Consider the following 16,327-nt stretch of genomic DNA (forward strand, 5'->3'; position numbering starts at 1 on the left):
CCTTTAGCGACGTGTTCACCATTAACCCGAAAGTGGTCAATGAGTTCCGTGTTGCCTACTTGCGGGAGAATGACGGGTTCTTCCTCTCCAACTTGCCCCCAGGACCTGGGAACACCGACATTTTTGCCAACTACAATATGCCGGCTACAAATCTTTTTATTGGACCCCAAGGCAACCTGCCGCAGGGTAGCTTCAACAACATTTACCAGGCGACCAACAACCTCAGTTGGGTGCACGGTGCTCACATTGTCAAGACCGGTGTCGAGTTCCGGAAGATTATCGCCCCGAGCGACTTCCTGCCCCGCGCCCGAGGGGAATATGAGTGGGTCCAAACGACGTTGCAGTCAGGGCAGCAACTCTCGGACCTTGACGCCTTCGTTCGCGACTTTTTCCCAAGCTCCGTTTCGATTCGCGGCGTCGGCCTTTCGCGGTTTGCCCAGAACCGGGCGGCTTTTTACGGGTTCCTTCAGGATACCTGGAAAATCCATCCGCGTGTCACCCTGGAGGCGGGGATCCGTTACGAGTTCACGCAAATCGCCCGGGATCAACGATTGCAGGACCTGAACGGCATCGCCAATATCGTGTCGCTCCGAGACGAGGTTTGGACGCCCGAATTGATTGCGTTCTGTGACGATCCGGACACTTCCTTCGAGGGCGATTTCTGCATCACACCTTTCGGGACTGTGCTGCCCGTCCTGGGCACGCGCATCTTTGATTCTCTGCCTGCGCGCCACCAGCAGGCCCTGCTTGCTCACGTGGGCAACCAGCGCCTCTTCAAGACCCCGAAGGCCGATAACAACAACTTCGCGCCCCGCATCGGTTTGGCTTGGGATATGTTTGGCAATGGTAAGACATCCCTGCGCGCCGGCTTTGCCGTAGCGCAAGACATTACTTTTGGTAACTTGCCGCTTTTGCAGTTGCCGCCGCAGGCCCAGGCTGAAAACCGCGAAACAAACGCCTGCTCGGTTAGCCCGGCGCCGGCTTGGTGCGCTGGGGTGACCGGAGGGGACCCAGCGACGAGCCCAGGAGTCAGGTTCAACGGGATCGGGTTCATCGAGGGCGGAGCCCTGCTTCCCGTCCTCCCCGGCGACGCCCTGATTGACAAGTTCGTGGCGCGGGCCCTGACCGGGAACTTTGTGCCAAACGAGATAGCCCCCGAGACCTATACCTGGTCGCTGTCGATTCAGCGCGACCTTTGGAATAGGTTGCTTGTTGAGACGCGCTATGTGGGTACTCGCGGGGTTCATCTCCCCATCCAGCGTTGGCTCAACACGCGTATCCCTAACCCATTCCGCATCCCGACCTTCGGCAGCCAGAGCGAAATCCCCAGCAGCTTCACGGGTCAGCCCACGCTCGCCGACTTCCTCGACAACCGCGACCTCATGCTAACTCCGTTCGGTTTCGGTGGCGTGCTGACCCAGTTCACGCCCGACGGCCGCTCCACCTACCACGGAGCGTCGATCGCCGTGAAGGGCAATCTGCCGCATGGCCTGTTCCTCAACACAAGCTACACCTGGAGCAAGCTCATCGATCTGCTCGAAAACGAGCTTTTCACCAGCTTCATGAACCCGCGGCGCCCGTGGGATATGATCGATATCAACGAGGCCAAGGGCCGCTCCGGGCTCGATCACTCACACAAGTTCGTGATTTCCTGGAGCTGGGATGTCCCCGGCTACAAGGGCGACACGGCAGTTCTGAAAAAGTTGACTGGCGGCTGGAACATCAGCGGCACGTACATCGCCGAGTCGGGCCAGCCTCTGACCCTTCTTTCCCGGCGCGACACCAACGGCGACTTCGACACAGCGGGCGACCGGGCCTTCATCAACCCTGCCGGGTCAGGCCGGACGGGTACTGACGTGACCACCGTTTGTTTCATCGGTGGCGTGGTCAGCGTGGGGGCCTGCGGTGGCGCTGCAAACACCGTTGGCTACGTGGCCACCAACTCGAGTGCCAGTTTCGTCCGACCGGGTACTGGGTCGTTCGCTTCGGGTTCGTTGGTGCAAGCGGGTCGCAACACTTTGGTCTCGCCTGGGATCAACAACTGGAACATCAGCATCGCTAAGCAAACCCCGTTCTGGGGGGAGGGCCGCCTGATTCGGTTCCAGGCGGACTTCGTCAATGCCTTCAACCACCCGTCATTCGCCATTGGCAATGGTTCGGTTTTCGGAACTACCGCCAATGCGCGGGGCTTCCCGAACTTCGTAACGCCGGGAACGGGTGCGCAGTTCTTGAACGAGACCATCTTCAGCGGCGGATTGGGCCAAGCGCCGTTCCAGCGCATAATCCAGTTTAGCCTGAAGGTGCTCTTCTAGTCAGGCAAGGTTGCTTCTCAAAGGGCGGGGCCTAGGTAGGTTTCGCCCTTTCTTTTTTCCAAGGTGTCACCAGTTTCAAAGAAGCGCCTGGCCCCGACCAGCGCTCCCTTGCGCAGAGCGCTCCTAGCGTTTACAATCGCCCTAAAAAGCTTTTCAAGGCTGCGGGAGGGAGAAGCAGGAATGCTTTCCCGAAGCTCTGTAGGTTCCGGTCCCTGCTTTCTTGGCGTAAATGCGTTTCATAGACGTCCCCTAGCTGCGGTCGTGCTCCTGGGAAGCTTCCTTAGCGCCTTCGCTCAGATCATTCCCCAGAAGCCCCCAGTAAGGCGAGCGCCAGGTGGGGAAACCCTCTACTCCATCGAAGGCCAAGTGGTGGCCCAGCATGACCGTTCACCCCTACGCCAGGTCCGAGTAACCTTGACGGATTTCAAGGGGGCAGGGCTAGCGACATCTGTTACGGACGACGAAGGGATATTTGTATTCTACGACGTTGCTCCGGGCACATACGTGCTCACGTTCTCCCATACAGGGTACGCCGAGCAGAGTGAGCGGGTCGACATGTCCGCAGGTCCTCTCCGAGGCCTGCGGATTGTTTTGTCAAATAGCCAGCGCGCGCAAAATGCTCCCTCAGGACGCATGGTGCCTGTCTGGGCGCTGAAGATTCCACGCGAGGCACAAAAGGCCTATAGCCAGGGCGTCAGAGAATTGCGGAAAAGAGAGAAAAGGAAGAGCATCCGGTATTTCGAAGCCGCCATCCAGCTTTATCCACAATATGCAACAGCCTTTAGCGCGCTCGGGGCCGCTCATCTTGGCATGGGAGAAACGAATGAGGCGGCGACGGCGTTTGAGAACGCCTTGAAGATCGATGAAAATCTGCCGGACGCGTGCATGGGACTCGGTGCCCTTTACAATGCTCAGCAGCGTCATGGCGACGCCGAAAAGCTTCTTCTGCGTGCTCGCTTGCTGAAGCCGGACGACTGGCGTGTTCACTATGAACTCGGAGAAACGTACCGAGCCGCTGAGGACTGGGCCAAGGCCGAGGAAAGTCTTCGCCAGGCAAGGAACTTGCACGAAGACTTGCCTCGCCTCCATTTGCTCCTCATCAATGTCTTGGCTCTCCAGAACAAGCACAACGAGACTCTCACTGCAATGGAGAATTTTCTCCGACTCTTCCCCCAAAATTCCTTCGCTCAGCAGGTGCGCCAGAAACGTGATCTCTTAAAGAGGCATCTTCAAAAGGAGCCCGCTCTGGAGCAGGTGACGAAACCTTGAGAACAGCAGACGGTCAGGAGTTTGCGCAGGCGCATCCGTGAAGCAGGTGCTCAGTCAATTGCGCAAGCCAGGGGCGATCAAGTAGTTCCACGAAGAAGGCCCGGACAACCCCTCGCCGAGTGCCGCCTTCTGAATAAGTATATGTTTGTGACCCTGGGAGGATTCTACGGTTGACCTCCCCTCGCGGGGGGACTACAATTTCCGATTGCCACGAGGTGGGTCATGCAGCGACGGGTTCACCGTGAAGGGGGAATCCTCGTTCCCTCTTTCCTGATTGCCCTATTTTGGTGCAGTTCCGCCATCATCGCCTCGCCTGCGCCGCAGCAAGAAGACAAGAGCAGCCTGCCCGAGCGACAGCTCTCAGAAAAAGAAAGGAAAGAGCGCGAGAAGCGGCTGAAGAAAGAGCTCGAATCGGTCTATAAGAAGTGGCTCAACGAGGACGTGTCCTACGTCATCGCCGATGAAGAGCGGAAAGCTTTTCTGGCGCTCGAAACGGAAGAGGAACGAGAGCAGTTCATCGAACAGTTCTGGCTCCGCCGCGACCCCACCCCGGACACCCCAGAAAACGAATTCAAGGAAGAGCACTACCGCCGCATCGCCTACGCCAACGAGCGCTTTGCTTCCGGTATTCCCGGCTGGAAGGCCGACCGCGGGAAGATCTACATTATCTGGGGTCCGGCGGACGAAATTGAGTCTCACCCCTCGGGCGGCTCTTACGACCGGCCACCCGAGGAGGGCGGCGGCTCGACCTCAACCTACCCCTTTGAAAAGTGGCGCTACCGCTATCTCGAGGGCATCGGCAACGACGTCATCCTGGAATTCGTGGACCCCTCCATGTCGGGCGAGTACCGCCTGACCATGGATCCGTCGGAGAAAGACGCCCTCCTCATGGTGCCCGGCGCCGGACTGACCCAGCTTGAGGCCATGGGCATGGCCTCCAAAACCGACCGTTTCACCCGCTCCGACGGCACCCGCCTCGGCAAGGCGCTCGGCGGCACGCCCGTGCGCATGGGCCAGTTCGAGCGGTTGGAGCTTTACGCCAAGATTCAGCGCCCGCCCCAAGTCAAGTTCAAGGACCTGGAAGCGATCGTCACCACCCGCATCAGCTATAACCTGCTGCCCTTTGATCTGCGCCAGGATTTCATCCGCATCACCGAAGACACCGTGATGGTGCCGCTGACCATCCGGATTGAAAATGACAAGATGACCTTCCAGCAGAAGGAAGGGCTTTACAGCGCGACGGTGAACGTGTTCGGGCGCGTGACGAGCGTGGGCGGCCGCGTCGTCCAGACGTTTGAGGACGTCATCGCCCAGCACGTGCCGGAGTCGCTCTACCGCCAGGCCATCCGCCAACGTTCCATGTATCAGAAGACCGTCTTGCTGCGGCCGGGACTTTACCGGCTGGACCTGGTGTTGAAAGACCTGAACAGCGGCAACGTGGGTACGTTGAACACGCGGCTGGCGGTGCCGCGGTTCGAGGAAGAGAAGCTGAGCGCTTCCAGCTTGATCCTTGCCGACCTCATCGAGAAGGTTCCCCTGCGCATGGTCGGCACCGGGCCGTTTGTCATCGGCGGCACCAAGGTACGGCCATCGGTGGGGGAGCAGTTTGAGCCTTCCGAGCGGCTGGGCATCTACATGCAGGTGTACAATCTGGGCGTGGACGAAACGTCGCACAAGCCCTCCGCGACGGTCGAATATCGCGTCTGGCAGGGCGACAAGGAAGTATTCCAGTACATCGAAAAAACAGAGCAGATGGAGCGAGCGTCCTCTCAAGTGACGCTCGAAAAACTTTTGCCGCTCGAGCAATTTGCTCCCGGGCACTATAAGCTGGAGATTAAAGTCACCGACAATCTTGCGAAGCGAGCGATCACTCCCACCGCGGATTTCACCGTGGTGAAGAAGTAAAACTTGACTTTCACGCTAGGATTTGTTCGGCGCGATTTACAATGACATCCTCGTAGCCAGAAGAGGAGGAAGAGTATGCGAGGATTCACCTTGAAGGCTTGCCCTGGCTGTCCTGAGCGGAGCCGAAGCAAGCAGAACCGAAGGGTTCACCCTGAAGGGAAAGCGCGCTTTTATGGGCGGTCGCCGCGCCCTGAACCGTACGGTTCAGGGCCGCGCCGAGTCCCGGCTTTGCTCGGGGTGGAGATGCTTGTCCTTCTCGGCCTCTTGCTGGCGGCCACTGCCCCGGATCTCATCGGCGCGAGCCGCGCGCCAACATGGGGAAAGCTCTCTGGCATAGTGGTGGATGAAAACGGCACCCCACAGATGGGCGCCACCGTGTGGGTGATCTCCGAACACGGCCTGGGCGGCGCTCCCGTCAAGCTCTTCACCAACGATCGCGGCATCTTCTCCGCCAACCGCCTCCTGCCCGGGCTTTATTCCGTCCGGGTGACCCTGGCCAGCTACTTGCCGGCGGTGAAGAGCCGCGTAGCCGTGGACCTGAAAAGGCCCGGCTTCCTCACGGTTCGTCTTGACTCGATTCTCACGTCGCTCAGCGCTCTGCATCGGCCCGCGCAAGCCGACGTGGACCCCGACGAATGGAAGTGGGTGGTGCGCACCTCGCCCATCAGCCGGCCGGTCTTGCGGATGGTGGGACGCGAAGAACCCCAGGTGCAAGAGGCGGGAAAGCGTAGCGGCGAGTCGGGGCGGCGCGTGAAGGACCGCATGATGGCCGAACTCAGCTCCGGCACAGGCCGGCGCGGTTCGTTAAACCATAGCCTGGGCACCTTCGGGAGTGGCTTTGCCTATGAGCACAATCTCGCCGGCACCGCCAAGCTGCTATTTGCCGGTGATTTTGGCTACCAACGTGGCTTGGCGGCGGCTTTCTCTACCCTATGGTTGCCCAACGGCTCCTTCGAAGAAGGTTCGCATGCTTCCTTCAGCCTGCGGCAGTCGTTTATGCCTGGCGGCATGCGCTCCAATGTCCCCGGCGCTGTCCCTTACTTCCGCGCCGTCCGCACCCGTTACGGCAGTCAGATCCCGCTGGGCGGAAGCTTCTTGTTGCGCTACGAGGTCGAATATCAGGCCGTCGGGCTCGGCGGCCGTCGGCAGGCGATCTTGCCGGCTGCCTCGCTCGTTTATGAAGTCAACGCCAACACTCGCCTGACCCTGCGCGTCGCCACTCAACCCGGCGGTCTTCCATCCCCCGATTCGCTTTTGCGCGCTGCCTTGAACGAACTGGATCAGTTTCCGGCGATGATGTTGCGCGATGGCCGGCCCATTTTCCAGACCGGCTTATACGAAGAGGTCGGGTATGAACAACGCTTGGGTCCCAACGCGCTCTTCCAAGCGGCCGCGTTTTACGAGCAATTGCATCATACCTCGGTGCGTGGCCGAGGCGATGCCGGCCTGGCGCTCGACCCGGCAAACTTTCTTTCTGACTTGGCGGCTGGCGGCTTTGCCTACGATGGCGGCGGGGTCCGCACCAACGGCTTCCGCGTTGGCTACAGCCGGAAATTCTCTGACCAATGGGAGGCTTCTTTCGGCTATGGGTTGGCTGGGGCGCTGACGGCTCACTCACGCGCCCTCTCGGACATCGCCGAGCTGCGCGATCTCCTTCACTCGCGCTACCAGCAATCGCTGATGGCCCGGGTGGTCACCCGCCTGCCGCAATACGGCACGCGCGTCGTGGCGAGCTATCGCTGGATCTCAGGCGACGTGGTGGCGCCTCCAGATGTTTTCAACGAGTCGTTCACCCTCGCCGATTCTCATCTCAACCTCGAAGTCCGCCAGCCTTTGCCGGGTTTCTTTGTCTTTCCGGCGGGACGGGTTGAAGCCAGAGCGGATTTCCGGAACCTGCTGGCCCAAGGCTATGTCCCGATTCGCTCCTCCGATGGTCGGGTGATCTATTTGATTCCGGCGTTTCGGACCTTCCGCGGCAGCGTCAGCTTCCAATTCTAGGGGTTCCGCGCCTCTTACAGAAATCTGTAGAATTCTTACCGATTTGCGGATTTCGGCGGGAGAGAAGGGGGAGAGGTTTCTAGGCTGTTGGCAAATAAGGAATTAGGGGATACAGAAAGATGAAGGGCTGGCACGTGGCTTGCTTAACTTGCTTTTTAGCTTCGGCTCGGCCCTGGGAAAAGGCTTCCCCATGACGGACAGCCCGCGAATGCGCTTGACGGCCATCGTCCTGGCCTTATTGACGCTGGGAGCCATGATCTTCGGCGGGCTGAACTTTGTCCAGCGCTACCAATACCAGGCGCCGGACGATGGTGTTGCCTGGCAGGACTCGGCCAACGGGGTTACTGCCGCCGTGGTCATGCCCAACGGCCCCGCCGACCGCGCCGGCATCCGGCCAGGCGACCGGGTGGTGGCGATCAATGCTTTCCCTGTCCGCCGCGCGACCCAACTCACCCGCCATATTTTCCGCATCGGGAGCTGGGCACAAGCCCGGTACGCGATGGTCCGCCGCGATGTCTCCTTTGAGGCCGGCGTCCTGCTGACCCCGCCCGACACCCGCTTTTCGCTCGAACACTATCTTCGCATCGTCGGCCTGCTCTATCTCTTTATCGGCCTTTTCATCTTTGCGCGCCGCTGGAATGCCCCCAAGGCGGTGCACTTTTATATTTTCTGCCTGATCTCCTTCGTCTTTTATTCCTTCCACTACTCGCGCAAGCTCAACACCTTTGACTGGATCGTTTACTGGGGCAACGTCACCGCCATGCTTCTGCAGCCGGCCGTGTTCCTCCATTTCGCGCTGACGTTTCCGGAGCGGCGTCGGAGCTGGCTCAAGCGCTTGCGGCTGAGCCTGGTCTATCTGCCCGCGCTTTTGCTCTGGCTGCTTCACCTGGCGGTCGCCACCCAGTGGCTCGGCTGGTTGATGCCATCCGTCGCCGCTCGCGACCTGCTCGACCGGATGGAGTTTATCTACCTTGGCCTGCTCTTCCTGATCGGCGCCGCCGTCATGGCCCAGAGCTACCGTCGCGCCGCATCGGTCGTCCTGAAGCAACAGATGAAGTGGATGACCCGCGGCACCTTCCTCTCGATCGTGCCTTTCCTGGTCTGCTACATCGTTCCCTATTTCATGGGCTGGCCGATTCGGCCATGGATGAAGTTTTCGGCGCTGTCACTGATTTTCCTGCCGCTTACTTTCGGCTACGCCATCGTGCGCTACCGCCTCATGGACGTGGACATCATCTTCAAGCGCGGCGTGGCCTACACCCTGGCGACGGCAGCCATCGTGGGCCTCTATTTCGGCCTCATCGCCGGCCTCGGGGCGCTCTTTCAAACCAGCGTCCAGGGCGGCCCGTGGAGCGCTATCATCGCGATCATCATCGGCGCCATCCTTTTTCAGCCGGTGCGCGACTGGTTTCAGGCCCGCATTGACCGCTTCTTCTACCGCGACCGCTATGACTATCGCCGCACCTTGATCGAGTTCGGCCGCACCCTTTCGAGCGAGGTGAACCTCGAACGCATGCTCGCCTCGGTGCTCGACCGCTTGAGCCAAACCCTGCTCGTTGACCGCATGGCCATCTTCCTGCCTGACAGGGAGGACGGCGTGGGCTTTCGGCTCATCCGCTCGTTGGGGTTGAATGACCGCGAGCCGCTCGACCTGGCCTTCCTCCGCACCAACGGCGGGGCGGACCGCGGCTACCTGTTTTATGAAACCCTTCGCAATGAGGAGGACTTGTCGCCCGGGGCCCGCCGTTCCCTCGACCAGCTCGATTTGCACTATTACATCCCGTGCCGCATGCAGAGGCGCACCGTGGCCTTCCTCGGTCTGGGCAAAACAGTGGACGGAGATTTTCTTTCCACTGAGGACGTCGAGCTGCTTCAAACCATCGCCGGCTATGTCGCCATCGCCGTCGAGAATGCCGAGCTTTATCAGTCGCTCGAACAAAAGGCCAGGCAGATCGAGCAGCTCAAGGATTTCAGCGAAAACATCATCGAATCGGTCCACGTCGGCCTGCTGGCCGTCAACCTGGAAGGCCGGATCGAATCCTGGAATCCCCGGATGGAACAGCTCTACGGGCTGACGCGGTCGGAGGCCGTGGGCCGTCGGCTTGAAGAAATTTTCCCCGCTGACCTGGTGGAGGAGCTGGCCATCGTCCAGGGCGAGCCTCCCGGCCGAGGCCCCGACCATGCTGGCCGCTCCACCACCCTCTACAAATTTTACCTGGAGAACCGCCGCCACGAGCAACTGGTGGTCAACATCGGCCAGGCGCCGCTGCTCGACAAGTCCGGCCAGGTGGAAGGCCGCCTGATCATCCTGGATGACATCAGCCAGCGCGTCCGCTTCGAGCAGCAGTTGATGCAGGCGGAAAAGTTGACCTCCATCGGCTTGTTGGCTGCGGGCGTGGCCCACGAGGTCAATACCCCGCTGGCGGTGATTTCCAACTACGTCCAGATGCTGGCCAAGCAGATGGATCGCAACGACCCGCGGCTGAAGCTGATTGAAAAGATCGTCCAGCAGACCTTCCGCGCTTCGGAGATCGTCAATAACCTGCTCAGCTTCTCCCGCACCTCGGGCACGCAGCTCGCCGAAGTCAACCTCAACCGGGTGATCGAAGATACCCTCCTGCTGCTCGATCACCAGCTCAAGACCGGCCGCGTCAGCGTGCTCAAGTATTTGGAACCGGAACTGCCGGCCATCCACGGCAACAACGGCAAGCTCCAGCAGGTCTTTTTGAACCTTTTCTTGAACGCCAAAGATGCCATGCCCAATGGCGGCGTGCTCGAGGTTCGGACCATGACCCGCGATTCGGTCGTCGAAATCGAGGTCAACGATAGCGGCGTCGGCATCCGGCGGGAACACCTGCACAAGATTTTCGATCCGTTCTTTACCACCAAGTCCAACTTCCGCGGCACCGGGCTCGGGCTGGCGGTAAGCTACGGCATTGTCCGCGAACACTGCGGCAAGATTGATGTCTCCAGCACACCGGGTCGCGGCACAGCCTTCCGCCTGGAGTTCCCGGTATCGAGGAAAGCGAAAGCAGCCCGTGTCTAGGGGAAACGTTCTGGTCATTGACGATGAAGCGGAAATCCGCGAGGGGCTCGAGTTGCTCCTCGGCGCGGAGGGATTTGAGGTCAGCGCCGCCCCGGACGCGGAGACGGCTCTCAAATATATCGAGGAGCGCCCGTTTGACCTGGTTCTGCTCGACGTCAACCTGCCGGGCAAGGACGGTCTCCAATTCCTGAACGACCTCCACCGCCGCGATCCCGACCTGCCCATCATTCTCATCACCGCCTATGGTTCGATCGACATGGCCCGAGCCGCCTTCAAGAGCGGCGCCCAGGACTACATCAGCAAGCCCTGGAACAACGATGAACTGCTGGCCCAGGTCGCCCAGGCCATGCAGCAGCGCCGGCTGCGCGAAGAGAACCTCCAGCTCAAGCGCGCTTTGAAGCAACGTTACAACTTCCCCAATATCGTCGGAAAATCGGATCCGATGCTTCGCGTCCTGGACCTGGTCAGTCTGGTAGCGCCCTCGCGCTCGACCGTGCTCATCGCCGGCGAGAGCGGGACCGGGAAGGAGTTGATCGCCAAGGCCATCCACGCCGCCAGCCCGCGGGCGGACAAAACGTTTGTGCCCGTCAACACCGGCGCCATGCCGGTGGATTTGCTCGAATCGACGCTCTTTGGCCACGTCAAGGGCGCCTTCACCAGCGCGGTGGCTTCCAAGAAGGGCCTTTTCGAGGCCGCCGACCAGGGCACCATCTTCTTCGACGAAATCGGCACCATCGGCATCGAGACCCAGGCCAAACTCCTCCGCGTCATGCAGGAACGCGAGTTCATGCGGCTGGGCGGCACCGAAACCGTCAAGGTGGATGTGCGCATCCTGGCCGCCACCAACGTCGATTTGCGCAAGCTGGTGGCCGATGGCCGTTTCCGCGAGGATCTCTACTATCGCTTCAACGTCATCACCATCCATCTCCCGCCCCTTCGCGAGCGCAAAGAGGACATCCCGTTGCTGGTCGAGTTTTTCACCCGCAAATATTGCCAAGAAAACGGCAAGCCCCTCCGGCAGTTCACCCCGCAAGCGATGCGGCTCCTGCTCGACTACGACTGGCCGGGCAACGTGCGCGAAGTCGAAAATGTGGTCGAGCGGGCCATCGTCCTCTCGCCCGGCAGCGAAATGGGCGCCGAGTTGCTCCCCGATTTTCTCTCCGCCAATGGCGCTTCGGCGGCTCGACTCCTTTCCCTTGTCCGCGAGAAAGCCAACCCTTCGCTCTTTGACATCATAGAAGAGTGCGAGCGGCGCGTCATCCTGGACATGCTCGAGCGCACCAATTGGAATCAGACGGAGGCGGCCGAGCGCTTCCAGGTCCCGCTTTCCACCCTGAATCAAAAGATCAAGCGGTTGAGCATTGATGTGCGCCGCAAGCGCGAAGCGGCCGCTCCGCGCCACCCCTCTTCCCATTCCTGACATCGTAGGGGCGCAAGGCCTTGCGCCCCTACCAGGTTATGACCGGCAAGATTCGAGTGAAAGAGTTATAATCGCGCACAGGAGGCCGGGAATGGCCGACAGTGAAATCATCTTTGCGGTCGCCGAGTCGCCCGAGGGGGGTTACGAGGCACGTGCGCTCGGATACTCCATCTACACACAGGCGGACACTCTCGAAGAGCTGAAAACCATGATTCGGGATGCGGTGCGCTGCCACTTCGAGCCGGAGACCAAGCCGAGTGTGATTCGTCTCCACCTAGTCAAAGATGAGGTCATTCCGGCTTGAAGCTCCCCCGAGACACCGGCGGGCACGAACTAGCTTCTCTTCTCCGCCGTTACGGTTATCAGATCACGCGGCAAACGGGCAGTCACTTGCGCCTAACCTCCTCTCTTAAGGGAAGCGAGCATCACCTCACCATCCCCGCACACAAACAACTTAGAGTCGGAACCTTGAATGCCCTCCTAACTGACATAGCCTCCTACCTGGAAATGGATCGCGCAAAGCTCGTTGAGGAACTTTTCAGCAAGTAGTTTCATGGCCCTCCTGTCGAGCCAAAGCGCTGCGCCTCGGCGGCGTGTGACTCCTCTTTTTCCTCTGCATCCTCTACCTCCTTTGCTTCCTTTGCCTCATTCCTAATGCCCCAGCTTTTACGCACCTTGGCGGTGTGCTACTCTCCGGGGCGGCATGCACCTGCTCGAAACTCTCAAGAATCGTGCACGAGCCTATAGGCAGCACATTGTGCTGCCCGAGGGCGAAGAGCCGCGCACCCTTCGGGCGGCAGCGGAAGTTGCCCGCGATGGTTTTGCCCGGCTCACCCTGCTGGGCAAGCCCGACGTCATTCGCGCCCGGGCGGATACGCTGGGCGCCCAGCTCCCGGGCATTTCCATTGTCGATCCGGCCGCGTCGCCCGACCGCGAGCGCTACGCCCGGCTCTATTTCGAGCGCCGCCGGGCCAAGGGAATCACCGAGGAGGAGGCTCGCGCCACCGCCACGCGCGCCCTCTATTTTGCCGACCTCATGGTGGCCGAGGGCGCTGCCGACGGCTCGGTGGGCGGCGCCACCAACACCACCGCGGAAACGGTGCGCGCAGCGCTGCACTCCATCGGCCTGGCGCCGGGATGCTCGCTCGTCTCCAGTTTTTTCCTGATGATCTTGCCCAGGCCCATCTACGGCGCCGAGGGCGCGTTGCTTTTTGCCGATTGCGGCGTCGTCCCACGGCCTTCAGCCAGCGAGCTCGCTGAAATCGCCATCGCCACCGCCGCCCATACCCGCGCCTTTCTCGAAGTCGAGCCGCGCCTGGCCTTGCTTTCCTTTTCCACCAAAGGCAGCGCCGCCCCGGACGCACCCGGGCTGGCCCACGTCGTGGAGGCAGTAAAGATCTTGAAGCAACGCGCGCCCGACCTGTGCCTGGACGGTGAGCTGCAAGCCGACGCGGCGCTGGTGCCCGAAATCGCTTCCAGCAAAACGCCGGGCAGCCCCGTGGCCGGCCGGGCCAACACGCTCATCTTCCCTGACCTCAATTCCGGAAATATCGCCTACAAGCTGGTGGAGCGGCTGGCCGGAGCAACGGCGCTCGGGCCCATTCTCCAGGGCCTGGCGAGGCCCGCCAACGATCTTTCTCGCGGCTGCTCGGTCGCCGACATCGTCAACGTCATCGCCATCACCGCCATCCAGGCCATCGCTCAAAAACAGCGTGAAGGAAAAATTCCCTAGGTTACCCCCGTGACCCGGTTTCTCCACATTCTTGTCCATCGCCTCAGCAGCTCCGTTGAAACCTCTCCCCATCCTCTGCATCCTCTACATCCTTTGCTTCCTCTGCCTCCCTCTCGTTCTCAGCGCCCTCTGTGCCTCTGTGGTGAGGGTCATGTTTTTGTCCCTCGCCCTGGTAGTTTATTGGCCGCGTTCGTCATATTTGCCGTGCTTGCCGCACCCTTCCCAGTCACCGCCCAGCAAAAATCGGCCTACCGCTATTTGGCTCCCGTCTTTGCTCACGGCCGAATCCTGCTTGCCGCCACCGACAAATACGTGGTCGTAGCGATGGACACGGCCAACGCACAGAAAGTTTACCCCGCGCCCGCCGCGGCGGGCCGAGGGGACGCGCGCTTCCCGGTGGTGGTGCCGGTTGGCGGCCGATCACTGGCCATCCTCACCGGCGCGGTCGAGTGGTTTGACCTGATGGACGAAAATGCTCCGGGGATCGAGGCGCAAACCTGGCTCGGGAGCGCTGCCCGGGCCCGTCCATCCACAGGCGACTCCGGCAAGCCGGACGATCAGCCGCGGCCGACCTTGGGCCAGCCCCGATTGGATCGTGGTCAGAGCACCGTCACTCACATTGAGGTGATGACCGAAGCCATCGCTGAAAAACTGCATGATTATGCGGTGGATTACCATTCCAAAGCGGAAGTGCCGAAAGGGGCGCCGCTTCTGTCGGTGCTCTGGGTCGGCTGGGGCGAGGACGGGCCGGCCGTCTGGACGGCTCGCTACGATTTCACCCAGGAGTGGCTCGCGGAAAACTTCTATCACACCCGGCTCGAACGCTCCCGCACCCGAGACCTGCTCAAATCGCCCGAGGGAATCGCCTTTGCCGAGGAGGGTTATCCCGAGGCAGGCAACCTGCTCGAACTGCTTGAGCGCCTCGAAGCGCATGACCCGGCGCTTGAAAAACTTTGGAGCCAACCCTCAATGGCACTCGTGCTCGCTGCCCGCAAGGCAGGCCCTGTACCGTACGGTACTAGGGCAGGCAAAGGCAAAAAGATTACGGCGCAACAGGCCGCTGACTTCTGCCGCGCTTTGCTCCAAGCCTCCACCGATTCCCGTGCCAGCGCGACGGGACCTGCCACGGCCGAAAAGCCTCTTGTAGGGGTGCTGCTCGTGGACGAAGAAGGCGCCCGGTGGATTCATAAGCCGTAGGGGCGGACGGCGTCCGCCCCACAGGGCGCAAGCCCTTGCGCCCCTACGCACCGCGTCAACCGCAATCCGGAAAATATTCAAACCTTGCATTTTTACTTGACAATCGCTCCGCCAGTCCGTATAAACATGCACGATTTTGTATTAATTTGCATGGAGAAGCTGCAGCGCCACAGCCGGATCCTATCGCTCGTCCACCACGAGACCATCCGCAGCCAGCGAGAGCTGCGCCGGCGCTTGCACCGGAACAGCATCAACGTCACCCAGGCGACCCTTTCGCGCGACCTCAAAGAATTGCATCTGGTGCGCACTCCGTCGGGCTATAAGCCCCTCCCCGGCACGCCCGAAGCCACCTCCCCGCCGGCCGGGCTCGCGCTGGCGGTGCACGATTTTCTTCTTGAGGTTCGCCCGGCGGCCAACCTGCTCGTGCTGAAAACTCCGGCTGGGGCCGCTCCCGCATTGGCTGCCGCCCTCGATAACGAACAGTGGTCCGAAGTCGTCGGCACGATCGCCGGCGATGACACCGTCCTGGTCATCACCCCGTCTCGAAAAAAGGCCCTCGCCGTCGAAAAGCACCTCCGGGAGGCGGCCAAGTGAGCAAGTCCACTATCCCGAAGCCTCGGGAGAAGGAATTCTTACCACAGAGGCGGAGGAGGCGAAGAGAAACCGCCATTCCGTGGGGCGGGACGGTCAAATCTTACGCGGTAGCGGTGGTTGGCCCGGCGGGCTACGCCGGGGCGGAGCTTGTTTCCCGGCTGCTGCGGCATCCCCGAATCAGCGACGTGGTTCCGGTGGTGCGCGACGGCAACGCCGGCCGCCCGCTGGCTGAACTGCTTCCCCGCCTCGGCGGCCTCGCGCTGCCCGAGTGCGTGCCTTTTTCCACCGAGCTTCTGCGCGAGCGCTCGGTGGGACTGGTTTTTCTTTCCACCCCGCCCGAAGTTTCTCTCAAACTGGTTCCGCCCCTCCTCGAACAAGGCATTCGGGTCGTGGACTTGAGCGCGGCGTTTCGGCTTTCGAGCACCGAGGAATTTGAGCGCTGGTACGGCATCGCTCATCGGAACGGGTTCACCGTGAACGGCAACTATCTCCCGCGAGTCCCGAATAGCCCGGGGCGAGCCATTTACGGCTTGCCGGAGCAGCATGCCGAGGAAATTGCTGCGGCGCAGCTCGTGGCCAATCCCGGCTGTTACCCGACCTCGGTACTGCTGGCCTTGCTTCCTTTGCGCACCGCCGGCTGGATTGACCTCGACCGCGGCATCGTCTGCGACTGCAAATCGGGCGTCTCCGGAGCAGGCAAAGAGCCGCGCCTCGAAACCCACTTTGTCGAGGTCGAGGGCAATTTCCGCGCCTACAACCTTTTCCGCCACCGGCACACGCCGGAGATTCTGGAGCAGTTGGGCCTCGAGGCCGAAAGTCTGATTTTTACGACGCATCTCCTGCCGGTGCGGCGA

The 16,327-nt window shown here is 61.0% G+C and carries 11 protein-coding genes; all 11 read left to right on the top strand.

Translation table 11 applies throughout. The features are described from left to right. A partial coding sequence (locus tag VIH17_13475; protein ID HEY4684243.1) for a TonB-dependent receptor occupies positions 1-2,312 on the top strand: 2,312 nt, incomplete at its 5' end. Positions 2,313-2,492: 180 nt separating this feature from the next. Then, complete coding sequence (locus tag VIH17_13480; GenBank protein ID HEY4684244.1) at positions 2,493-3,581, top strand: carboxypeptidase regulatory-like domain-containing protein; 1,089 nt, start codon at positions 2,493-2,495, stop codon at positions 3,579-3,581. Positions 3,582-3,803: 222 nt separating this feature from the next. Then, positions 3,804-5,486, top strand: a complete 1,683-nt coding sequence (locus VIH17_13485; GenBank protein ID HEY4684245.1) for a GWxTD domain-containing protein — start codon at positions 3,804-3,806, stop codon at positions 5,484-5,486. A gap of 243 nt (positions 5,487-5,729) precedes the next feature. Next, positions 5,730-7,484 carry a carboxypeptidase-like regulatory domain-containing protein gene (locus VIH17_13490; GenBank protein ID HEY4684246.1) on the top strand — a complete coding sequence of 585 codons (1,755 nt, stop codon included), beginning with the start codon at positions 5,730-5,732 and terminating at the stop codon, positions 7,482-7,484. Positions 7,485-7,674: 190 nt separating this feature from the next. Further along, a complete protein-coding gene (locus VIH17_13495) occupies positions 7,675-10,530 on the top strand; it encodes an ATP-binding protein (protein ID HEY4684247.1) in 2,856 nt (951 codons plus the stop codon). Further along, a complete protein-coding gene (locus VIH17_13500) occupies positions 10,523-11,950 on the top strand; it encodes a sigma-54 dependent transcriptional regulator (GenBank protein HEY4684248.1) in 1,428 nt (475 codons plus the stop codon). Before VIH17_13495 ends, VIH17_13500 begins: the two co-directional genes overlap by 8 nt. Before the next feature lie 91 nt (positions 11,951-12,041). Further along, positions 12,042-12,254, top strand: a complete 213-nt coding sequence (locus VIH17_13505) for a hypothetical protein (GenBank protein ID HEY4684249.1) — start codon at positions 12,042-12,044, stop codon at positions 12,252-12,254. 399 nt (positions 12,255-12,653) lie between these two features. Beyond that, positions 12,654-13,682 carry a phosphate acetyltransferase gene (gene pta / locus VIH17_13510; protein HEY4684250.1) on the top strand — a complete coding sequence of 343 codons (1,029 nt, stop codon included), beginning with the start codon at positions 12,654-12,656 and terminating at the stop codon, positions 13,680-13,682. Positions 13,683-13,862: 180 nt separating this feature from the next. Continuing rightward, positions 13,863-14,879, top strand: a complete 1,017-nt coding sequence (locus VIH17_13515) for a hypothetical protein (GenBank protein ID HEY4684251.1) — start codon at positions 13,863-13,865, stop codon at positions 14,877-14,879. Between the two features lie 150 nt (positions 14,880-15,029). Continuing rightward, complete coding sequence (locus VIH17_13520) at positions 15,030-15,473, top strand: hypothetical protein (protein HEY4684252.1); 444 nt, start codon at positions 15,030-15,032, stop codon at positions 15,471-15,473. Next, positions 15,470-16,327, top strand: an 858-nt coding sequence (locus VIH17_13525; protein ID HEY4684253.1) for an Asd/ArgC dimerization domain-containing protein, incomplete at its 3' end; no start/stop codon positions are given. The genes VIH17_13520 and VIH17_13525, both read left to right, overlap by 4 nt.

This window comes from Candidatus Acidiferrales bacterium (assembly GCA_036514995.1).
In the GTDB taxonomy this organism is placed as follows: Bacteria; Acidobacteriota; Terriglobia; order Acidiferrales; family DATBWB01; genus DATBWB01.

Excerpts from the sequence above, each read along its gene's own strand:
- VIH17_13485 (HEY4684245.1), top strand. The coding sequence starts at position 3,804 with ATGCAGCGACGGGTTCACCGTGAAGGGGGAATCCTCGTTCCCTCTTTC.
- VIH17_13490 (HEY4684246.1), top strand. The coding sequence starts at position 5,730 with ATGCTTGTCCTTCTCGGCCTCTTGCTGGCGGCCACTGCCCCGGATCTC.
- VIH17_13495 (HEY4684247.1), top strand. The coding sequence starts at position 7,675 with ATGACGGACAGCCCGCGAATGCGCTTGACGGCCATCGTCCTGGCCTTA.
- pta (HEY4684250.1), top strand. The coding sequence starts at position 12,654 with ATGCACCTGCTCGAAACTCTCAAGAATCGTGCACGAGCCTATAGGCAG.
- VIH17_13480 (HEY4684244.1), top strand. The coding sequence starts at position 2,493 with ATGCTTTCCCGAAGCTCTGTAGGTTCCGGTCCCTGCTTTCTTGGCGTA.
- VIH17_13520 (HEY4684252.1), top strand. The coding sequence starts at position 15,030 with ATGGAGAAGCTGCAGCGCCACAGCCGGATCCTATCGCTCGTCCACCAC.
- VIH17_13505 (HEY4684249.1), top strand. The coding sequence starts at position 12,042 with ATGGCCGACAGTGAAATCATCTTTGCGGTCGCCGAGTCGCCCGAGGGG.